At 71.5% G+C, this 21,510-nt stretch carries 18 protein-coding genes and 1 pseudogene; 5 read left to right on the forward strand and 14 right to left on the reverse strand.

Translation table 11 applies throughout. The features are described 5' to 3' along the window. Positions 1 to 14: 14 nt before the first annotated feature. Entirely contained in the window at positions 15 to 1,238 is a 1,224-nt protein-coding gene (hemW, locus tag CLT71_RS14345) for a radical SAM family heme chaperone HemW (protein WP_101367549.1), read from the reverse strand. 17 nt (positions 1,239 to 1,255) lie between these two features. On the opposite strand from hemW, the gene CLT71_RS14350 reads away from it, so the two are divergent. The 3 genes from CLT71_RS14350 to CLT71_RS14360 all read left to right on the forward strand — a co-directional run bounded on the left by CLT71_RS14350 (position 1,256) and on the right by CLT71_RS14360 (position 4,177). Beyond that, the gene (locus CLT71_RS14350) at positions 1,256 to 2,041 is read left to right on the forward strand and encodes an enoyl-CoA hydratase family protein (RefSeq protein WP_101367550.1); all 786 of its coding nucleotides are present in this window, start codon (positions 1,256 to 1,258) and stop codon (positions 2,039 to 2,041) included. Between the two features lie 86 nt (positions 2,042 to 2,127). Beyond that, positions 2,128 to 2,988: a hypothetical protein gene (locus tag CLT71_RS14355; RefSeq protein WP_199187598.1), complete on the forward strand. Its 861-nt coding sequence runs from the start codon at positions 2,128 to 2,130 to the stop codon at positions 2,986 to 2,988. 247 nt (positions 2,989 to 3,235) lie between these two features. Next, on the forward strand, positions 3,236 to 4,177 hold the full coding sequence (locus CLT71_RS14360; protein ID WP_486483263.1) for a phytanoyl-CoA dioxygenase family protein: 942 nt from the start codon (positions 3,236 to 3,238) through the stop codon (positions 4,175 to 4,177). Between the two features lie 376 nt (positions 4,178 to 4,553). On the opposite strand, the gene CLT71_RS14365 is transcribed toward CLT71_RS14360, so the two are convergent. The 4 genes from CLT71_RS14365 to lepA all read right to left on the reverse strand — a co-directional run bounded on the left by CLT71_RS14365 (position 4,554) and on the right by lepA (position 8,475). Next, complete coding sequence (locus CLT71_RS14365) at positions 4,554 to 5,240, reverse strand: hypothetical protein (RefSeq protein WP_101367552.1); 687 nt, start codon at positions 5,238 to 5,240, stop codon at positions 4,554 to 4,556. A 423-nt stretch (positions 5,241 to 5,663) separates the two neighbouring features. Then, entirely contained in the window at positions 5,664 to 5,951 is a 288-nt protein-coding gene (locus CLT71_RS14370; RefSeq protein WP_101367553.1) for a GlsB/YeaQ/YmgE family stress response membrane protein, read from the reverse strand. Between the two features lie 77 nt (positions 5,952 to 6,028). After that, positions 6,029 to 6,598 (reverse strand): NUDIX hydrolase, encoded by a 570-nt coding sequence (locus tag CLT71_RS14375; RefSeq protein ID WP_101367554.1) that lies wholly within the window; start codon positions 6,596 to 6,598, stop codon positions 6,029 to 6,031. Next, entirely contained in the window at positions 6,595 to 8,475 is a 1,881-nt protein-coding gene (lepA, locus tag CLT71_RS14380; protein WP_101367555.1) for a translation elongation factor 4, read from the reverse strand. The genes CLT71_RS14375 and lepA overlap by 4 nt, the downstream gene beginning before the upstream one ends. 267 nt (positions 8,476 to 8,742) lie before the next feature. Between lepA and CLT71_RS14385 the strand changes: the two genes are divergently transcribed. After that, on the forward strand, positions 8,743 to 9,726 hold the full coding sequence (locus CLT71_RS14385) for a phosphotransferase (protein WP_101367556.1): 984 nt from the start codon (positions 8,743 to 8,745) through the stop codon (positions 9,724 to 9,726). Between the two features lie 196 nt (positions 9,727 to 9,922). Beyond that, on the forward strand, positions 9,923 to 10,189 hold the full coding sequence (gene rpsT, locus CLT71_RS14390) for a 30S ribosomal protein S20 (RefSeq protein WP_101367557.1): 267 nt from the start codon (positions 9,923 to 9,925) through the stop codon (positions 10,187 to 10,189). Between the two features lie 699 nt (positions 10,190 to 10,888). On the opposite strand, the pseudogene CLT71_RS14395 reads toward rpsT, so the two are convergent. From CLT71_RS14395 to pepN, 9 genes and pseudogenes are all read right to left on the reverse strand, one after another. Then, positions 10,889 to 11,212, reverse strand: a pseudogene (locus tag CLT71_RS14395) (hypothetical protein); the annotation flags it as partial. After that, on the reverse strand, positions 11,209 to 12,183 hold the full coding sequence (gene holA / locus CLT71_RS14400; protein WP_101367558.1) for a DNA polymerase III subunit delta: 975 nt from the start codon (positions 12,181 to 12,183) through the stop codon (positions 11,209 to 11,211). The gene holA and the pseudogene CLT71_RS14395, both read right to left, overlap by 4 nt. Positions 12,184 to 12,427: 244 nt before the next feature. Further along, positions 12,428 to 14,839, reverse strand: coding sequence for a ComEC/Rec2 family competence protein (locus CLT71_RS14405; RefSeq protein ID WP_101371443.1), 2,412 nt, complete (start codon positions 14,837 to 14,839; stop codon positions 12,428 to 12,430). A gap of 146 nt (positions 14,840 to 14,985) precedes the next feature. After that, the gene (locus CLT71_RS37460; protein ID WP_199187599.1) at positions 14,986 to 15,915 is read right to left on the reverse strand and encodes a ComEA family DNA-binding protein; all 930 of its coding nucleotides are present in this window, start codon (positions 15,913 to 15,915) and stop codon (positions 14,986 to 14,988) included. Positions 15,916 to 16,072: 157 nt separating this feature from the next. Beyond that, complete coding sequence (locus tag CLT71_RS14415; RefSeq protein WP_101367559.1) at positions 16,073 to 16,918, reverse strand: DegV family protein; 846 nt, start codon at positions 16,916 to 16,918, stop codon at positions 16,073 to 16,075. A 209-nt stretch (positions 16,919 to 17,127) separates the two neighbouring features. Further along, entirely contained in the window at positions 17,128 to 17,760 is a 633-nt protein-coding gene (locus CLT71_RS14420; protein WP_101367560.1) for a histidine phosphatase family protein, read from the reverse strand. After that, entirely contained in the window at positions 17,757 to 18,155 is a 399-nt protein-coding gene (gene rsfS / locus CLT71_RS14425) for a ribosome silencing factor (RefSeq protein ID WP_101371445.1), read from the reverse strand. Before rsfS ends, CLT71_RS14420 begins: the two co-directional genes overlap by 4 nt. A 99-nt stretch (positions 18,156 to 18,254) precedes the next feature. Beyond that, positions 18,255 to 18,851 (reverse strand): nicotinate-nucleotide adenylyltransferase, encoded by a 597-nt coding sequence (gene nadD, locus CLT71_RS14430; RefSeq protein ID WP_101367561.1) that lies wholly within the window; start codon positions 18,849 to 18,851, stop codon positions 18,255 to 18,257. Between the two features lie 106 nt (positions 18,852 to 18,957). Next, a complete protein-coding gene (pepN, locus tag CLT71_RS14435; RefSeq protein WP_101367562.1) occupies positions 18,958 to 21,480 on the reverse strand; it encodes an aminopeptidase N in 2,523 nt (840 codons plus the stop codon). Positions 21,481 to 21,510 lie beyond the last annotated feature (30 nt).

Here is a 21,510-nt window from a genome sequence, read left to right on the forward strand (position 1 = left end):
CGCGTCGGCGCGGGTCAGGGCAGCAGGTCCCGGACCACGGCGTCGGCCAGCAGCCGCCCGCGCAGGGTGAGCACTGCCCGCCCGGCGTCGTACGCCGCCGCGTCCAGCAGCCCGGTCTCGCGGGCCCCGGCCGCACCCGCCCGACCGGCGTCGTCGAGGACCGACAGCGGCAGCCCGGCGGCGAGCCGGAGCCCGAGCAGCACCTCCTCGACCCGCCGCTCCCCGGTCGACAGCACCTCCCGGGCCTGCCCCGGGGAGTGCCCCGCCGCCAGCCGGACCGCGTAACTCGACGGGTGCTTGACGTTCCACCAGCGGACCCCGCCGACGTGGCTGTGCGCACCCGGCCCGAGACCCCACCAGTCGCCGCCGGTCCAGTAGAGCAGGTTGTGCCGACAGGCCGAGGCCGGGCTACGGGCCCAGTTGGAAACCTCGTACCAGGAGAAACCCGCCTCGGTCAGCGCCGCCTCGGCGGCCAGGTAGCGGTCCGCCGCCACGTCGTCGTCCGGGTACGCCAACTCGCCGCGCCGGATCCGGGCGGCCAGCCGGGTACCGTCCTCGACGATCAGGGCGTACGCGCTGACGTGGTCGACCCCCGCCGCCAGTACCGCCCGAAGCGACGCCGCGAAGTCCTCCGCCCGCTCCCCCGGCGTCCCGTAGATCAGGTCCAGGTTGACGTGCTCGAAGCCGACCTCCCGGGCCTCCAGCGCGGCCTCGGTGGCCCGGCCCGCGGTGTGCCGGCGGTCCAGGATCGCCAGCACCGCCGGCGCGGCCGACTGCATGCCGAGGGAGATCCGGTTGTACCCGGCCGCCCGCAGTTCCTTGAGCGAGTCCCGGGTCACCGACTCCGGATTCGCCTCCGTGGTCACCTCGGCGTCGGCGGCCAACCCCCACGTCCGGTCGATGCCGTCCAGGATCCGGGCCAGGTCGTCCGGGGGCAGCAGGGTCGGCGTACCGCCGCCGACGAAGACCGTGTCGACCCGGGTCGGCGGCCGGTCGGCCAGCACCCGGGCGGCCAGGCGCAGTTCCGCGAGTACCTGGTCGGCGTAGCCGTCCCGGCCGGCCGAACCGCCGAGTTCGGTGGCGGTGTAGGTGTTGAAGTCGCAGTAGCCGCAGCGGGAGGCGCAGAACGGCACGTGGACGTAGACCCCGAAGCCGCGGTCGCCGACCGTGGCCAGGGCGGCGGCGGGCAGCGCCCCGTCGACGGGTACGGGCTCGCCCGCTGGGAGCACTCCAGGCATGCGACTAGTGTGCCGGCATGACCTCAGCCGCTGATCAGCTCGTCCGGGTGTCTACCACGCACGGAGTGACAACTCTCACCCTGGACAGCCCGCACAACCGCAACGCGCTCTCCACCGCCCTGCTCGGTCAACTGCTCGACGCGCTGGGCGCGGCGGCGGCCGACGACGACGTCCGGGTCGTGGTGCTCTCGCACACCGGGCCGGTCTTCAGCTCGGGCGCGGACCTGAAGGAGACGGCGGCGGCGTACCGCGAGGGCACGGTGCCGGTGGCGATGCTGGGTGACGTGCTCGCGGCGATCTGGGAGTGCCCGAAGCCGGTGGTGGCCCGGATCGGCGGCCCGGCCCGGGCCGGCGGCCTCGGCCTGGTCGCGGCGGCCGACATCGCGATCTGCGCCCAGGAGGCCACCTTCGCGTTCACCGAGGTGCGACTCGGGGTGATCCCGGCGGTGATCTCGGCGACCGTGCTGCCCCGGCTGCAACCACGGGCCGCCGCCGAGCTGTACCTGACCGGGGACACCTTCGACGGCCGTCGGGCGGCCGAGATCGGACTGGTCACCACCGTCACCACTGCCGAGGCGCTGGACGAGACGGTCGCCTCCTACTGCCTGGCGCTGGTCCGGGGTGCCCCCGGCGCGCTGGCCGGGGCGAAGGAGCTGCTCCGGCGCGGCTCGACGGAGAGCTTCCGGGCCGAGCTGGCACGGCTGCGCGAACTGTCGGTGCGGTACTTCCACTCCGAGGAGGGCCGCGAGGGTGTCGCGGCGTTCGGGGAGAAACGGCCCGCCCGGTGGGTACCCGGTAACTGACCCGGCCCCGGCCGGCCCGGCCGGCGGTTGACCCGGGCCGGATTTTGGGCGGTCGAAGTAGGCTGTGTCCGACTATCGGGCAGGAGGTGGCGGTGCGGACTCGCGCGGTGGTGGCGGCGGGCGTGACGCTCGCGGCGGTTGCCGGTTTCGGTGTCTACCTGGGTGCTCGCGAGTTCGGGCACAGGTTGCCGTTACCCAGCGCCGCCCCCGGCTGTGTGGTCGAGGCGGACGGCCGGGTCACGTTGAACGCCGAGCAGATGGCGAACGCCGCGACCATCGCCGCGGTGGGGATCCGGCGCAAGATGCCGGAGCGGGCCGTGGTGGTGGCTCTGGCGACCGCGTTCCAGGAGTCCCGGCTGCGCAACCTGGCCGGCGGTGACCGCGACTCGGTAGGGCTGTTCCAGCAGCGGCCGAGCCAGGGCTGGGGCACGCCGGAGCAGATCAGGGATCCGCGCTACGCCGCGACCAAGTTCTACAACGCGTTGAAGAAGGTCCGTGGCTGGGAGCAGATGGAGGTCACGGTCGCGGCGCAACGGGTGCAGCGGTCGGCCTTCCCCGACGCGTACCAGCAGTGGGCGGACGAGTCCGAGGTGCTGACCCGGGCACTGCTGGGCAACGCCACCGGCGCGGTGGCCTGCACCGTCGGCCGGGAGCCGGCGATGCGCGGGAACGCGGCGGCGGTGGCGCTGACCGCCGGGCTGAAGCTCGACTGGGGCCGGCTGGAGACTTTGGTACCGGCCGAGTTGACCGGGCTGGCCGTACCGACGACGGATCCGCAGGTGGGCTGGCGGTACGCGCACTGGCTGGTGTCGCACGCCGACGACCACGGGGTGAAGAAGGTGCGCTTCGGTGACCTCCAGTGGACGGCGGACGACGGCGCCTGGACACCGGTGAAGGGCGTACCGCCGACGCCGCACCAGGTGGTCGCCGAGGTCTTCACCGACTGATCGGCCTGCCCTGAGTGATCGGGCTGCCCCGGCTGATCGGGCGACGACTCTGTTGCTTCCCGGAACGACCACTAACTGGCAGTGATTGCACAAACGGTCAGAACGGGACTGACTCCCTCATTTCTCGGTCGTTTAGTCGCGGTGTGTCAAAAGTTGGCTCCCCTGCGTACCTCCGGATGGCCGGCGCCGATCAGCGCGCCGCGCACCGGGATGCGGGCCTTGCGGTGGGGGTTACGATCGGCAGCCTGTGCTCAGAAAGAGTTTCACCCTATGGGGAGGGGACGCGGTGTTCGACTACGGCGGCCGCACTGGCTACGAGCCGATCAGTGACACGGATCGCAAGGAGTTCCACGAGCAGGGCTTCCTGTTGCTCCGCAACGTCCTGACCGAGGATCACCGGGCGGCCCTGGAGGCGGCGGTCGACCGGGTCTACGCCGAGGAGAAGGCGAAGGGCAACACCACCAAGGACGGCACGCTGCACCTGCTGGGCTTCCTGGAGCGGGACGAGCTCTTCGGCGAACTGCTCACCCACCCGATCGCCTTCCCCTACATGTGGGGTCTCGCGGGCTGGAACATCTACACCCACCACAACCACCTGGACGTCACTCCGCCGGCCCTGGAGCCGGAGAAGCCGTACTGGGGCTGGCACCAGGACGGCTACCGGCAGAACTCGGACCCGGAGACGATGGATCCGAACCTGCCCCGGCCGATGTTCTCGCTCAAGGTCGCGTACGTGCTCTCCGACCTCTCGGAGAAGGGCCGTGGCGCCACCAAGGTCATCCCGGGCAGCCACCTGTGGAACTCGCTGCCGCGTCCGGCCGACCTGACGGTGCACAACCCGGACCCCGAGGGGACCGTGGAGATCACCGCCAACCCCGGTGACGCCTTCATCTTCGACCGGCGGCAGTGGCACTCCCGGTCCACGAACCTCTCCAACATCACCCGGAAGATGCTCTTCGTCGGCTACACCTACCGGTGGATCCGCCCGCTCGACGAACTGCACCCGGACAAGAACGGGCAGTGGTACCAGAACCGGACCCCGGTGCAGCGCCAGCTGCTCGGCGAGGGTACCCACACCGCCAACTACTGGGGCATCAACTGGAACGGGTACGTCGACGACGAGATCCCGCTGCGCAAGGAGCTGAAGGAGCGCGGTCTGCTCGACCGCAGCATCCCCTGGCTGCGCTGAGTCTGAGACCCGAGGGTGGTGGCCGGGCCGGTTCCGTCGGGAGCCGGCGCGGCCACCACCGCTTCGTTTCCGGGCAGCCGCGAAACCGGCCCGGTAGCCGTCCGGTGATTCACCCTCGTCGAGTTCAGAAACCGTTGCGGCTGAATGAAACCGGGCTATAACCCTGGGTAATTCACCGGGCGTATCGGCGGTTCTACCGACGCGATCCCAGTGGCGTGCACGAATTCCGGCCCATGGGCGGTACGGTGTCGCCGATTCGGGCGGGCAACGACGGCCGGTCGGCGCCGCTATTCGACCCGGGAAGCGAACGTCAACGCGACGGAATTGCCGAACTATTCATGTTCGGCGGATCCGACCGGCCACCGTTCGGTGGAGGCTAGGCCAACCGACCGGACATCCGGTAGACGTCGACGAGAAGGGCCCACAGCTCGTTATTCAATGGCTGACCCTCCTCGTTGGTCAGCCGGTGCGCCGGGCACTTCATGGTCGGGCTGGTCAACTCGACGCCGTGCGGCGGGACGCTGCCGAACCGGATCCGCTGCTGACCCTCGGGGCCGACCGCCCGGAACTTGTCGGGACCGATCCGGAAGGCACCCCGGACGATGTCCGCGACGGTGAACCTCGGATGCTGGATCTCGGTCGGATCGCCTGTCAACTGCCGCATCCGGGCCATCTCCTGCTGGTCGTGCAGGACGGAGAGGCTGGCCAGCATGGAGGTGCTGCCGCGCAGGGTGCACTCCAGCGCCTCTCCGGACAGGCCCAGGCTCTCCCGCCCGTAGGTCAGGGCCGACTCCAGACAGATCAACGCCTCCAGCAGGGCGAGGCTGATGTTGCGCTTGAACTTGTGTCGCAGCGAGGCGGCCAGCTCGTCGAGGCCGGCACCGGGACTCGGCACCAGTTGGTCCTCCCAGACGACCGCCTCCCGGTGTGCGGCCACGACCGCGAGGGCGCGCTCCAGCACCGGTGTCGGACGCGCGAACATGTCGTCGACCAGGTCCCGGAAAAGCTGGTCGAGCCTTTGCAGATTCTCGACGAGATCCCGGCCCGGTCCACCGCGCCGCAATTCCCTCAGCCCACTCGAAACCCGAAGCGCGGAGAACCACTCTTCGACCAGGGGGGTGTACGCCTCAAGGTACAACGCGACCTTGGGGTGCTGATTCGAAAGCTGTAGAGGCGACACCCTGACGCTTCCCGGGAGAGAGTCCGCAGACACTTACAGAGCGTAACATGGGGAGATCATTTGAGCAAATGCGAATGGACGTTCACAACTATAGGTGATACCGGCTAGTCGATCACGACAGTCGATCGTACGGCCGTAGGGAATTTAGCGGTTCCCGGCAATCGGCGCCAGACCGATCGGCCGATCGTCCACCCGCCGATCGGACTGGCGGAGGGGTCGGCGCTCTCGGCGGGATGGGGGGCAGAACGCCAGCAGGGGCGCCGGCCGAGAGTCGGCCGACGCCCCTTGCTACCGGGAGCGGGGTGCTCAGTACCGGCTGACTCGGCGACGGCGGCCGACCCCGGCGATCAGGGCCACGGCGACGGCGGCCAGTGCGACCTGGATCAGCAGCTCCATCCAGTCGATGCCGGCGGTCGCGGTCGCGATGCCGGCCGCTCGGGCGATGACCGTGCCCAGCAGCGCGGCGCCGACACCGATCAGCATGGTCAGCCAGATCGGCATGTCCTGGCGGCCTGGTACGACCAGACGACCGAGGGCGCCGATGATGAGACCGACGATGAGCGCGGTGATGATACCCCAGACGGTGAGTTCCACGGCCGTCCTCCTTCGAATGTGTCACACGTTGTTGTGGTGACTGCTAGATTCCCGGAGGTCGAAAATCTCAAACCGCCTTACGCACCCAGACGTCGCGCCGCGTCCCGAAGTGCCGCGTCCATCGTGGCAAAGGCCAGCGGCGGCGGATCTACCAGGGAAAACCAGCTCAGCTCGGCAGACTCGGCCGGATCGAGCACGATCCTTGGGTCGGCCAGGGTGGCCAGAAAAAAGTTGTCGAGGACCGGCAGGATCTCGTCCTGGAACTCGTAGCTGCCGACGTACATGCCGATATGGTCGCCAAGGTTGATCGGCACCCCGAGTTCCTCCCGGGCCTCCCGGACCGCCGCCTCGGCCGGATGTTCCCAGCCGTCGCAGAACCCACCCGGTGTCTCCCAACGGCCGATCATCGGTTCCGCCGCCCGGCGCAGGGCCAGGAAGCGCAGCTCCGCGACCGAGGACGCGACCGCGTTCCGGCGTTCCGGCCGGACCGCCGGAACGCGGTCCAGGATGACCAGGCTGGCGGTCGGCCGGGCGTTGACGAAGAGCTGGTAGCCGCAGCGGGTGCAGGTGGTCGGTGCGGGGCCGGGCAGGGCCGCCGCACACCGGGGGCAGAAGGACGCGCCGGGGCCGTACCCCCGGGGAGTCACTTCTTGCCGCCGCCCTTGCCGTCGCCGGAGTCGCTGGTGGAGAGGGCTGCGATGAAGGCCTCCTGCGGCACCTCGACCCGGCCCACCATCTTCATCCGCTTCTTCCCCTCCTTCTGCTTCTCCAGCAGCTTGCGCTTCCGGCTGATGTCACCGCCGTAGCACTTGGCCAGCACGTCCTTGCGGATGGCCCGGATGGTCTCCCGGGCGATCACCCGGTTGCCGATAGCCGCCTGGATCGGCACCTCGAACTGCTGCCGAGGGATCAGCTTCTGCAACTTCGCCGCGATGTTCACGCCGTAGTTGTACGCCTTGTCCTTGTGCACGATCGCGCTGAACGCGTCCACCGGCTCGCCGTTGAGCAGGATGTCGACCTTGACCAGGTCGGAGTGCTGCTCCCCGGAGGGCTCGTAGTCCAGCGAGGCGTAGCCCTTGGTACGGCTCTTGAGCTGGTCGAAGAAGTCAAAAATGATCTCGGCGAGCGGCAGCGTGTAGCGCAGTTCGACCCGGTCGGCGGAGAGGTAGTCCATCCCCTGCAACGAGCCGCGCCGCCCCTGACAGAGCTCCATCACCGCACCGACGTAGTCGTTCGGGGTCAGCACGGTGGCCCGGACCACCGGCTCGTACACCTCGGCGACCTTGCCGGTCGGGTACTCGCTCGGGTTGGTCACCGTGACCTCTTTGCCGTCCTCCAGGCTCACCCGGTAGACGACGTTGGGAGCCGTCGAGATCAGGTCGAGGTTGAACTCGCGTTCCAGCCGCTCGCCGATGATCTCCAGGTGGAGCAGGCCGAGGAAGCCGCAGCGGAAGCCGAAGCCGAGCGCGGCGGAGGTCTCCGGCTCGTAGCTGAGCGCCGCGTCGTTGAGCTTCAGCTTGTCGAGCGCGTCCCGCAGCGCCGGATAGTCCGACCCGTCGATCGGGTAGAGCCCCGAGTAGACCATCGGCTTCGGGTCCTTGTAGCCGCCGAGCGCCTCGCGCGCCGGCCGGGTGTTGATGGTGACGGTGTCACCGACCCGGGACTGCCGGACGTCCTTCACCCCGGTGATCAGGTACCCCACCTCGCCGACGCCGAGCGCGCCGGCCTTCTGCATCTCCGGCGAGATCACGCCGATCTCCAGCAGCTCGTGCACGGCGCCGGTGGACATCATCTTGATCTTGTCGCGCGCCTCGATCCGACCGTCGATCACCCGGACGTACGTCACCACACCCCGGTAGACGTCGTAGACCGAGTCGAAGATCATGGCTCGGGCCGGGCTCTCCGCCTCGCCGACCGGCGGGGTGAACTGCCGGACGATCTCGTCGAGCAGGTGGGAGACGCCCTCGCCGGTCTTGCCGGAGACCCGGATGCAGTCGCTCGGGTCCCCGCCGATCAGGTGCGCCAGCTCCTCGGCGTACTTGTCCGGCTGGGCGGCCGGCAGATCGATCTTGTTGAGTACGGGAATGACGTGCAGGTCGTTCTCGAGCGCCAGATAGAGGTTGGCCAGGGTCTGCGCCTCGATCCCCTGGGCGGCGTCGACAAGCAGGATCGCACCCTCGCAGGCGGCGAGCGACCGGGACACCTCGTAGGTGAAGTCCACGTGACCCGGGGTGTCGATCATGTTCAGCACGGCCTCTTCGCCCTGCTGGTCACCTTCCCGCACGGTCCACGGCATGCGGACCGCCTGGCTCTTGATCGTGATGCCGCGCTCCCGCTCGATGTCCATCCGGTCGAGGTACTGAGCACGCATCTGCCGGGGGTCGACCACGCCGGTGAGCTGCAACATCCGGTCGGCCAACGTCGACTTGCCGTGGTCGATGTGGGCGATGATGCAGAAGTTCCTGATGCGGCCGGGGTCGGTGGCACCAGGGGAGTTCGCGCCGGAGTCGGGCGTCGGTGGCACGGCGATCCGTTCTGCTTGGCTGACGACGATGGGCCTTCTATGTTCCCATGCCGTCAGACGGCGCCCGGCCGAGGCCGCCGGATCACCGCCGCGAGTTCCGTCACCATCACCGGAATCCCGGCTCCCACGGGCGCGTCGGCGCGGCTCCCCGGGGACGTCGGCACGCTCCCACGGACATCGGGGGCGGCTGCGGAACGGCTCCCACGGGCGGCGAGCCCGGCGGCCGAAATCCCGGCCGGCCGGCCGAGCCAGGGCAGACTTGACGCCATGGCCGCCATCTCGGTACCGCCCCGACCGTACGACGCGACCGCCGTACGCCCGGGCTGGGCGGATCTCCCCGCCGACCTGCGAGCGGCGATCACCGCCCGGCTGGGCGCCCGGGTCAGCTGGGCCAGCACCGCCGGTGGCGGATTCACCCGGGGGTTCGCCGGAGTGTTGCAGACCGCCGCCGGGGACCGGGTCTTCGTCAAGGCGGCATCGTTGGTCGACCAGCGGCACCTGAGCGACTGGTACGCCCGGGAGGCGGCGATCACCGCCGTACTGCCGGCCGGGCTCGCCGTGGCCCGCCCGCGCTGGACGCTCACCGCCGCCGGGTACCACGTGATCTGCCTGGACGCCATCGACGGGCGGATGCCGGGGCTGCCGTGGACGCCTGCCGAGCTGGTGGCGACCCTCGACACGTACGCGACAGTCGCGGCGGCACTCCGGGAGCCGCCGATGGAACTGGCGGCGCTCGGCGTACCCCGGCTCGCCGACCTCGCCCGGGCGGACCTGGCCTGGTGGGCGGAGCTGGCCGCCGGCCGCGAGACGCTGCCGGAGGTTCCCGCCGTCGCCCGGCACCGACTGCCCGAACTCGCCGCGCTCGAGGCCCGGCTCCCCGGGTACGCCGACCGCCCGTCGATGATCCACGGCGACCTGCGGGTGGACAACGTACTGCTGGACTCGGCCGGGGTCGCCTGGCTCTGCGACTGGACGTGGCTCTGCTACGGGCCACCCTGGTTCGACCTCGCCAGCCTGCTGGTCACCGCGTACGCCAGCGGGCTGGACGCCGACGACCTGTTCGCCACCCATCCGGCGGCCCGGGACGCCCCGGCCGACGGGCTGGACGCCACGCTCGCCGCGCTCTCCGGATACTGGTTGATCCGCGCGGCAGCCGGCACCGACACCGGCTCCCCGCACGCCAGGGCGCACCAGCGGTGGAGTGCCCAGACCGCGCTCGGCTGGCTGGCCGAGCGGCAGGGCTGGCAGTGAGCCGCGCCGGATCGGCGCTGGGCTGCGACAGGGCTGGCGACCGGACTGGGGCCGGCGATGGGCTGTTTTGGCCCTGGCGGGTCGTACCTGGTAACGTGGCTCTTCGCGCGTGCCGACACGGGCCGTATTCCGACGTGCGTCGCCGCCCGCGCATCACAGGCAAATGTAACCCTAGCTACCAGGACGAGGCTGTCGCGTGGCGAACATCAAGTCCCAAATCAAGCGCAACCGGCAGAACGAGAAGCGCCGGCTGCGTAACAAGTCGGTCAAGTCGTCGCTGAAGACCGCCATCCGCAAGTTCCACGAGGCTACCGAGAGTGGAGACAGCGCCAAGGCGACCGAGCTCATGCAGGACGCCTCGCGCAAGCTCGACAAGGCGGTCAGCAAGGGCGTGATTCACCAGAACCAGGCGGCGAACCGCAAGTCGGCGATCGCCAAGCGGCTCCAGTCGCTTTCCGCCTGACGAACGGGACACCACACACCTGACGTGTGGCCCCTGAGCCGGCCGGCTCAGGGGCCACACGTGTTCTTCCGGCAGCTTGCGCGCCGCCGTCTTCCGGCAGCTCGCCCCGCCGTACTTTCGGCACGCCACCTTCGCGTGACGCACCTGTCCTTCGTCGTCTGCGGGCTGCCGGCTGCCCGGTGGCTACCGGTAACGGCGTCTGGCGGACTGCCGGCTGGTGTCGATCGGGTCCTGCCGGGAGAGCCAGCGGCGCTCCGGCCGTTGGTCCAGGCGCTCGACCAGGCCGCTGTTGTGGACCCGGGTGGTAGCGGACGGCGGCGGTGTTGCCTGCCGGGACTGCGGCAGGCCAAGACGCTGAGGCAGCCCAAGTTCCTGCGGGAGCCCAAGACCCTGCGGGAGCCCGAGACCTGCTCGGCCGGCCTCCCACCCGGTGACACCACCGGTCTGCCGTTCCGTCGGGTCACCGTCGTCCATCCGACCCGACGTGACCAGGCCGGTACGGAGCCGACGCAGGCCGCCGAGTTCCAGCCGGGCCCGGAGCATCGCGGTCATGCTGAACGGGCGGCCGACCCGGAACAGCGCCGGCAGCCGGTTACCGCGCGCGACCGGGGTTGCCGGGGAGTCGCGATCGGCTACGGCACCGGACCCGGGGGCGGTCAGCGGGTGCGTCTGCCCCGAGCCGATCAGCGACCGTTTGGGCACGCTGGCCCGGCCGACCGCCGGCTGGATCTGCTGACGGAACCGCTCCCGTTCCTGCGTCGGCACCCGGGCCGCCGAACGGAGCACCGCGGCGGCCACCACGTCGTTGACCTTCACCATCGCCGCGACGGTCGCGGGCAGGACGAGTACGCCCCACCAGCTCACCAGCTCGGCGAGCGCCAGCAGTATGCCGAGGGCCACAGTGCCCTCGAAGAAGACGAAGCAGAGCATCCCGCCCGGGTCGACGTGTCGGAGCCGCAGCACGCGGGCGTAGAGCGGTCGGAGCCGCTCCTCGTCCGCCGGCACCGCCGTCGCCGTGGTCATCGCGACGCGCTCGCCCTGCGGGCAGCCGCGACCGCGACCACGGCGCGCTCCAGGGCGTAGCCCCGGTCGTCCGAGCCGCCCTTGACTGCGGCGTTGCACTCGGCCGCGGCGTACATGGCGTCGGCCAGCCCTTCCGGGGTCCAGCCCCGGCCGACCCGCTGCGCCTTCTCGACCTTCCACGGTGGCATGCCGAGGCTGCTCGCCAACTGGTAGGCGCTGCCCCGGCCCGCCGAGCTGACCCGGGCCACCGTCCGCACCCCGTCGGCGATCGCGTCGGCGATCGGCACCGGATCCACCCCGACGTGCAGCGCCCAGCGCAGCGCCTCCAGAGCACCCGGCACGTCACCGGCCATCGCCGCGTCGGCGACCGTGAACCCACTGACCTCGGCCCGCCCCCGGTAGTAGCGGGCCACCGTGTCGACGCCGATCCGCCCGTCGGTGTCGGCCAGCAACTGTGAGCAGGCGGAGGCGAGTTCGCGCAGGTCGTTGCCGACCGCCGCGATCAGCGCCTCGGCGGCGTCGTCGGTACACCTGCCGCCGCCGCGCCGGATCTCGTCCCGGACGAACGCGACCCGGTCCCGGTGGCTCTTCAGCTTCGCCGCCGGGACGATCTCCGCACCCGCCGCCCGGAGGCCGTCGGCGAAGGCCTTACCTTTGGCCCCGCCGGCGTGCGCGACCACCAACTGCACCTCGGGGTCGGGATTCTTCGCGTACGCCAGCAGTGCCGCCGCCAGATCCTTCCTGGCGTCCTGTCCAGCCCGGACGATCAGCACCCGCCGACCGCCGAACAGGGACGGTCCGAGCAGTTCGGCGATCTCCCCCGGCCCCAAAGCGCCCGCCTCATGGTCGTGTACGTCGACATCCGGGTCGGCGGCTCTGGCCGCGTCGACCACTCCGGCGACCGCTCTGGTGGCGAGCAGTTCTTCGTCACCGAGCACGAGTACGACGGGGGCGAGGCTAGCGGGGGTCACGGGGTCATCGTCGCACGTGGTGTGCGCTCATCGGGCCTGGTCACCCGGCTCGCTGCGGCTGACCCCGCACTTAGTGCAAATCCAGACATTTATCTTAACCCTGGCATTTCACGCCAGTGGTTGTGGTGACCGATCGCAGCGTACCGCCACCTCGGGTGGTCACGGCGTCACCACGCGGGACGGTGACCGACGCACTCGAACGGGGTGTCTGGCCGCCTCGACGAGCAACGAGGATCACGAGAAGTCACCGGGCGGACGGGTCGCCGGGGTCCAAGCCCCGGACCGCCACCGACAGCCGTCCACTGCCCGGCCCGACCACCGCCAGATCCCCTTGCTCGTCGGTCCGGAGCACCCTGGTGCCGCCCCGGGACAACCGGGCCAGTACCCCGGGACTGGGGTGCCCGTACCCGTTGTCGGCACCGACCGGCACCAAGGCCACCGCCGGACGTACGGCGTCCAGGAACGCCGGCTCCTGGTACGCCGAGCCGTGGTGAGCGAGTTTCAACACGTCCGCCCGGAGCCGGGCGACCGGTACGACCTCAAGCAGCGCCTGCTGCTCCTCGGTTTCGGCGTCCCCGGTGAGCAGGATGCTGACCCCGTCGACCTCGGCGCGCAGGACCAGCGAGTTGTTGTTCGGATCCGATCGGGTGCCCCGGATCGGGTGTGGCGGCCCCAGCAGGGTCAGCGTCACCGGGCCGGCCGCGTAGGCCCAGCCGGCCCTGGCCACACCGACCGGTACGCCGTTCGCGCTGGCGGCGCGCTCGACGGTGCCGTGTCCCTCGACCGGCTCCAGCCACTGCGGAACCACCACGGCGGACACTCGACGTCCCCGGAACACCCCGTCCACCCCCTGCACGTGGTCGGCATGGAAGTGGCTCACCACAAGCAGGGACACCTGCCGTACGCCGAGCCGGCGCAGGCAGCGGTCCACCGCCCCCGGGTCCGGACCGGCGTCCACCACCACCGCCCGGCCCTCGCCGGCCGGCAGCACCAGGCTGTCGCCCTGACCCACGGCACAGGCGGCGACGACCCAACCGGTCGGCGGCCACCCGTTGGCGATCAGCCGCACCGGCAACGCACCGACCAGCACCGCGACCGCGACCACCGCAACGATCCGGCGCACCAGTGGCCGGCGGGCGGCGACCAGCAGCGCCACCGTCAGGGCGCCGAGCAGCAACCCGCCGGAGACCCCGTCCAGCCAGGGCAGCGTCCCGGCGGGCAGGCGTGCGCCGTACCGGGCCACCAGGACGAGCCACCACGCCGGCCAACTGCCGAGCCACGCGACGCCCTCCGCGCCGGCCGCCCAGAACGGCGACAGCACCGCCGCCGTCACCCCGAGCACGGTGGCCGGAGCCACCGCCGGCACCGCGAGAAGGTTTGCCGGTACGGCCACCAGGCTGATGGTGCCGGAGAGCCCGGCGACCACCGGCGCGCAGGCCAGTTGTGCCGCCGCCGGGATGGCCAACGCCTCCGCCGCACCCGCCGGTACGCCCCGACGCCGCAGCGCGTCCCGCCACCGGGGTGCGAGCAGCAGCAGCCCGCCGGTGGCCAGTACGGAGAGCGCGAACCCCGGATCGCCGGCCAGCTCAGGATCGGCGAGCACCAGTACGGTGACCGCGGTGGCCAGCGCCGGCAGGGCTGCCCGGGGACGCCCGACGGCCAACGCCAGCAGACCGATCGCACCCATCGTGCCGGCCCGCACGACGCTCGGGGATGGTCTGGCCAGGATGACGAAGCCGACAAGCGCTGCGCCACAGAGGACGGCGGCGAGCCAGGGACCGGCCCGGGACCATCGGGCCAGCAGCAGCACCAGCCCGACCACGATCGCCACGTTGGAGCCGGAGACCGCCGTCAGGTGCGTCATCCCGGTGGTCAGGAAGTCCTCCTCGACCGCCGGTTCGAGCCTGCTCGTGTCGCCGACCACCAGTCCCGGCAGCAGTCCGCCCGGCTCGGTGGGCAGCGGTGCACAGGCCCGTTGCAGCCCGGCCCGCAGCGTGCCGGCCGCCCGCTGAGCCCAGGACGGGGTACCGCGCAGCACGGGCGGCGTGCTGACGGTCAGTACGGCGGCGGTGAGGTCGCCGCCGCGCGGCGGTGCCAGTCGGCCGGTGGTGGTCACCCGCTGGCCGGGCAGCAGTCCACGCCACTGCGGATGGGTGGCCAGCACCAGGATCCGGACCGACACGGTGACCCTGCTCGGCCCGTCCTCCCCGGCGACCCAGACCAGCCGGGTCGGCAACAGGTAGGTCACCGGACGGCCGGATGACCCGCCGATCGACCGTGGATCCTCCCGGACCACCAGTTCGGTGCTGACCCTGGCCCGTTCCTCGGCCAACCGGGCGACCGGCGGAGCGTCCCGTACCTCCAGCCGGGCGGCCGTGGCCACGCTGCCGCAGACCACACCGAGGAGTACGGTCAGCACCGCCCAGCCGTGCCGGGCCGACCCCGTCGGCGGCCGGCGGGTCAACCGACGACAGAGGAGCAGCGCGGCGCCGCTGGCCAGGGCGGCGACCAGTACGGTCGGCTCGGTGCCCAGCAGCAGCCCGGCCAGTGCCGACAGCCAGGTGCCGACGGCCAGTCCGGCCAGCCGCAGATCCGGCGGCCGCCGACGGGGGTCGACCGTGTCTGCCGTGTTCGCCGTGTCTGCGGTGTCTGCCAGGTCCTGATCCGCCTCCGTCGGCCGCCGGCGAAGGTCAGCCGTGCCTGCCGGGTCCTGATCCGCCTGCGTCGGCCGTCGGCGAAGGTCAGCCGTGCCTGCCGCGTCCTTGTCGGCCTGCGGCGGCCCCGGCGGATCGGGTCGGCCCGTCACACCGTCACCAGGTCTTTGAGGTCCTCGTAACGGGCGTCGCCGATGCCGGTGACCTGGCGGAGGTCGCCCACCGAGCGGAATCCGCCGTGTTCCTCACGGTGCGCCACGATGCGCTGGGCGAGCACCGGACCGACCCCGGGGAGTGCGTCGAGTTGCGCCACAGTGGCGGTGTTGAGGTTGATCTTTCCGCCGCCCGCCTGCGGGGCGCCGCCGGCTCCCGAGGGTGCTCCGGGTAGGCCGGCTCCGGGCGGCGGTGTCACGCCGACCAGGATCAGCTCGCCGTCGGTCACCCTGCGGGCGAGATTGAGCAGCGCAACGTCTACGCCGGGCAACGCGCCGCCGGCGGATTCGAGTGCGTCGGCGACCCGGGCACCTGCGGGCAGGCGTACGAGGCCGGGGCGGCGCACCTTGCCGGCAACCGCGACGACCACCTCGGTGGCACCAGCAGCGGACCCCGGGGTCGACGATGCCGGCGCGAAGGTGGCCGCCGAGGCTGGCGGTCCCGCCACCGGCTCGGTCCGGGGCCGGGACAACCAGGCCCAACCGGCCGCGCCGAGCACCACGAGGACCGCCACCACGGCGAGAGCCTTGACCCCACGGCGCCCCGGGTCGAAGTTGCCAGGACCGGCGGACTCGAAGGCGCCCGGACCGGCCAGTCGTCCCGGCTCCGCCGATGCGTCCGCCGACGGGCCCGGTCCGCTGCCGGCGGAACCGGTGCCAGCGCAACCGGTGTCGACGGAACCGGTGTCGACGGAACCGGTGTCGACGGAAAGGAGGCCGGCGGAATCGGTGTCAGTAGGGAGGAAGTCGGCGGAACCGGTGTCGGCGGGCAGGAGGCCGACGGCCGACCGCTCCTCCGCGATCGAGCGGCCGCCGAGCAGTCGGGAGAGGCGTTGTCGCACCAGTACTTCGTCGTCGTCGGACACCCGGCGAAGGTAGGCAACGCACGGGGCGTCCTACCGGCCGTGATCCGCCGGCTGTGGACAACCGACCCCACTGTGGACAATGCCCTGATCAAGCACGAATGTGCTAGGGCTGCCTCGATCCGAGGCCGCCGGCCGACCACACGGAGGCCCGAGCCGACTACAAGCGGTGCACCACGACACAGACCAGTCCCGGTCCGGTGTGTGTGGCGATCACCGCCCCGGCCTCCGTGACAAAGCTGGCCCGGAGCTGGTCGCCGAGCCGCCCGGCCAGCTTCTCCGCCAACTCGGCCACCCGATCGGGTACCCCGAGATGGTGCAGCGCCACCTCGACCTCACCGGGACCGGCCGCCTCCACGGCGAGGTCGACCAGCCGGGCCATTCCCCGTCCGGCGGTACGCACCCGGTCCCGCAGCGCGATGCCGCCATCGGCCACGTGCAGGATCGGCTTCACCGACAGGGCGGTGCCGAACAGCGCCTCGGCGGCGTTGATCCGGCCGCCGCGCCGGAGGAACTCCAGGGTGTCGACGTAGAAGAACGTGCTGGTCCGGCCGATCGCGTCCAGCGCGGCCCGGCGTACCTCGGTCAGGCCGGCACCCCGGGCGGCGGCCGCACCGGCCGCGAGCGCCGGGAAGCCGAGACCCATTCCGGTGGACCGGGCGTCGACCACGCTGACCCGGGGACCCAGCTCGGCGGCGGCAAGCCGGGCCGCCTCCACCGTGCCAGAGAGTTCGGCGGAGAGGTGTACCGAGACGACGCCGTCGGCCCCCTCGGCCAACAACCGGCGGTACGTCTCGACGAACTCCTCCGGAGCCGGCCGGGAGGTACTCATCGCGAAGCGCCGGGCGCCGAGTGCCTGGGCCGCGTCCGCCGGCCCGACGTCGACGCCCTCCCGTCCCGGTGTCCCGTCGAGCACGACGATCAACGGCACGACGGTGAGCCGGTACCTGTCGGCCAGTTCGGCCGGCAGGTAGGCGGTGGAGTCGGTGACGACCGCGACAGGCATTACGGCACGTTAGCCGATCACCGGCGGCGCAACGACCGGCCGGCCACCGGATGGTGACCCAGCCGGACGGGCAACCCGACCGGAGCGACTCAGAACAGAACGACTCAGAACAGAACGTCTCGGACCGAAGCAACTCAGAACAGAACGACTCAGAACGGAACGGCTGGGACCGAAGCAACTCAGAACAGAACGGCTCAGAACGGAGCGGCTCAGACGGATGCCGGGGCCGGGCCGGGCGCGACCAGGCGGCCGACGTTGTGCGCCCGCAACTGCCAGCCGCGTACCTCGTCGTGTCGCAACTCTGTCCAGTGGCAGTTGTTCAGCGAGCCGACCGAGCGCAGCACTGTCGGATCCCAGCCGAGCAGATAGCCGCAACCCTGCCGGGCGCCGCCGCCGTGGGTGGCGATCACGACAGTGCCGCCCGCTACGGCGTCGGCGGCATCCTGCAACGCCGTGCCGACCCGCTTGCCGAGGTCGTCGAGGCTCTCCACCTCGGCACCCGGATCTGGGTCGCCGCTGCGCCAGCGGGCGTACTCGGCGGGGAAGCGCTGCGCCACCTCGGTCATCAGCAGCCCCTGCCACTGACCGTAGAACCGCTCCCGGAGCCGGGGGTCGGTACGGATCGGCAGCCCGGTCAGCGCGGCGAGTGCTGCGGCGGTGTCGGCAGCCCGACGCAGGTCACTGGCGACGATCGCGTCCGGGCGCAGCCCGGCGAGCAGTGGCGCGGCTTCGACGGCCTGCTCGCGGCCGAGGTCGTTGAGTGGTACGTCGGTCTGCCCCTGCACCCGGTTGGCGGCGTTCCAGTCCGTGTTGCCGTGCCGCCAGACGATCAGCCGGGTCATTCGGCGATGCCCGCCTCGGCCTCCACCAGGTCCCGGTCGACGAACGGGATCGTCGGGCAGTCCTTCCAGAGCCGGTCGAGCGCGTAGAACTCGCGTTCCTCGGTGTGCTGGACGTGCACCACCAGATCGACGTAGTCGAGCAGCACCCAGCGGCCCGCCCGCTCACCCTCGCGGCGGACCGGCTTGGCCTTCTCCGGCAGACCGACAAGTGCCTCCTCGATCGCGTCCACGATCGCGGTCACCTGCCGCTCGTTCGGCGCGGAGGCGAGCAGGAACGCGTCGGTGATCACCAGCTGGTCCGCCACGTCGATGATGACGATGTCCTGCGCCTTCTTGTCGGCGGCGGCCTGCGCGGCGGCCGTTGCCAGCTCACGGGCGCGGTCGGAAGCTGTCACCATTCTCCTTCGATCAACCGTCGGACCCTTACAGCCTCTCACACACGGGGACGGTACGGCTCGGCGGTTAACGAACGATGAGCATGAAACAGGGCGAAATCACCCCCGGTACAACCGCCGTTTGGCGATGTACTGCACCACACCGTCGGGGACGAGATACCAGAGTGGCCCACCGGCGGCCACCCGGGCCCGGCAGCCTGTCGAGGAGATCGCCATCGCCGGCACCTCGACCAGGCTGACCGTGTCGGCCGGCAGGTGCGCGTCGGAGAGGACGAAACCGGGCCGGGTGACCCCGATGAAATGGGCCAGTTCGAACATCTGGTCGAGATCCTTCCAGGAGAGGATCTTCTCCAGCGCGTCGGCGCCGGTGATGAAGAAGAGCTGCACCTTCGGGCCGTACTCCGCATGCAGGTCGCGCAGCGTGTCGACGGTGTAGGTCGGACCGCCCCGGTCGATGTCGGCCCGGCTCACCTGGAAGCGCGGGTTCGAGGCGGTCGCGATCACGGTCATCAGGTAGCGGTCCTCGGCCGAGCTGACCGGCTCGTCTGCCTTCTGCCACGGCTGGCCGGTGGGCACGAAGACCACCTCGTCCAGCTCGAACCGGTCGGCCACCTCGCTCGCGGCGACGAGGTGCCCGTGGTGGATCGGGTCGAAGGTGCCCCCCATGATCCCTATCCGCCGGATGTCTGCCTCCACCGCTTGATCGTAGGCCGCACACGCCGCCCGAATCGGCGAGCATGAGCCAGATCGCACTTCCGGACCGCCTCCGGACCGCCGCCGAACCGCCGGCTGCGGCCCGGCCTCAGCGCCGCGCGGCGAGCGCCCGGCGCAGGTTGTCGTCCTCGTCGACCAGCACCCGGCGCAGGCCGGACGGCAGGTCGTCCCGACGCAGCAGCGCCGCCGCCAGTTCCCGGGTCCGCGCGGAGACGGCGTAGCGCGGATAGGCGAGCGCCGCGACCCGGTCTGCCACCCAGGGGGTACGTCGACGAGCCGCCCCCGGCATCTCGGCGAAGTACCGCTCCACATAGGAGTCGGTCAGTTCCGGCTGCTCCGGTTGCCAGAACCCTCGCGCCGTCGCCTCCAGCAGCCGGTTCGACAGGTTCGTCTGGCCGACGAGCAGCCGCCAGGCGCGCTCCTTGGCCGCCGGATCCGGCAGTGCCGCCCGGCACGTGGCGGCCCGCTCCGCCCCGCTGGCGCTGGAATCCTCGGCCTGCTCGGCGGCGATCTCCGGCTCCCCCACCGCGCCGAGTACCGCCAGCCGGCGCAGTGCAGCCCAGCGCAGTTCGGCGTCGACCGCCAGCCCGTCGGGCACGTCCTTGCCGGCCAGCCAGCCGGTGAGCCGGGTGACCTCGACGGTCGAGGAGATCCAGCCTCGGGCCGCGGCGAGCTGCCCCGAGCCGCCGGGTGCCGCCACCGCGAGCAGCCGCGTGCAGGCCCCGGCGAGCTGTTCCAGCGCGGCCGGCCGGACCTCCGGCTGGAGATAGCGGTCGACCAGGTCGCCGGCCCGGGCCAGCACGTCCTGCACCACGACCACCTCGGTCTCGGCGGGCAGGGCGGCCACCACCAGCGCCACCAGGTCGGCGACCGGCCGTTCCCCGTCGGTCACCGCGTCCAGTGCCTCCGCCCAGAGCAGCGCCCGGGCCAAGGGATCGGCCAGCTCGGGCAGGGCCGCCGGCACGGCTGCGACGGAGGAGGCGTCCAGGCGTACCTTGGCGAAGGTCAGGTCACCGTCGTTGGGCAGCAGCAGCCGGGCCGCCGGCTGACCGGTCAACCCGGGCAGCACCGTCCGACCACCATCCACCGCCGGATCGAGGTCCACCTCGAAGCGGTCCCGCAGTCGCATCGTGCTCTCCCCGCCGGCCGGATCGGGATCGTAGAGCCCGACGGCGATCCGGTGCGGGCGCAGTACCGGATGCTCCGGCGGGGCGCTCTGCACCAGGGCCACCTCGGCGTAGTGCCCGTCGTCGCGCAGCCGTACCTCGGTGCGCAGGGTGTTGGGGCGCGGCTGGCGCAGCCACACCGCCGCCCAGCCGGCCAGGTCGCGTCCGCTGCCGGCGGTGAGCGCGGCGAGCAGGTCGGCGAGGGTGGCGTTGCCGAACCGGTGCGCGGCGAAGTACTCCCGCAGCCCGGCCAGGAAGGCGTCGTCGCCGAGCCAGGCGACGAGCTGGCGGAGTACCGAGGCACCCTTGGCGTACGAGATGCCGTCGAGGTTCGCCAGCGCCTCGGCGGCGTCGACGACCTCGGTCGGCGCGACCGGATGGGTCGAGGGGCGCTGGTCGGCGGCGTACCCACGGGCCTTGTGCCGCAACGCGAAGGTGGTCCACGCCCGGTCGAACCGGGTCGCCTCGGCGGTCAGCCGGGTGCCGAAGTACTCGGCGAAGGACTCGTTCAGCCACAGGTCGTCCCACCAGCGCAGGGTGACCAGGTCGCCGAACCACATGTGCGACATCTCGTGCGCGATGACTGTCGCCCGCTGTTCCCGCTCGGCGTCGGTGACCGCCGACCGGGGCAGGAATTCGTCCCGGAAGGTGACCAGCCCCGGGTTCTCCATCGCGCCCATGTTGAACTCCGGCACGAACGCCTGGTCGTACTTGTCGAACGGGTAGCGCACTCCGAAGAGCCGGTGCAGCCGGTCCAGGCACTGCCGGGTGACGGTGAGGATCTCCTCGGCGTCCCGGTCGAGATGCCCGGCCAGCGAACGCCGGCAGTAGAGGCCGAGCGGGATACCGTCGTGCTCGGCCCGGCGCACCGCGTACGGCCCGGCGACCAGGGAGACGAAGTAGGTGGCCAGCGGCGGAGTCGGGGCGAAGACCCAGCGTCCGGAGACCGGACCGGTGTCGAGCCGCCCGTTGCCGGCCACGATCCAGTCCTGCGGCGCGACGACGGTCAGCCGCACCGGCGCCTTCAGGTCGGGCTGGTCGAAGCAGGCGAAGATCCGTTGGGCGTTGTCCAACCCCGCCATCGCGTAGAGGTAGGTCTCGCCGTCGACCGGGTCGACGAACCGGTGCAGCCCCTCCCCGCTGTTCGAGTACGCCATCTCCGCCTCGACCACGAGCGTGTTGTCGGCGGCCAGCCCGGCCAGCGGGTACTGGTTGTCGTCGAGCGCGGCCGGGTCCAGCTCCGCGCCGCCCAGTCGTACGCCGAGCAGTCGAGCCGGCCTGACCTCGACGAACGTCCCGGCCCCCGAGGTGGCCGCCCGGAACCGGACCGTGGTGGTCGACCGGAACCGCTCGGCCGAACCGGTGAGATCCAGTTCGATGTCGTACGAATCGACGGTGAGCAGGGCGGCGCGTTCCGCCGCCGCTACCCGGGTCAGGCTCGGCATCCGCTTATCCTGCACGATGGGTCCGCGGAC

Source organism: Plantactinospora sp. CNZ320 (genome assembly GCF_002846275.1).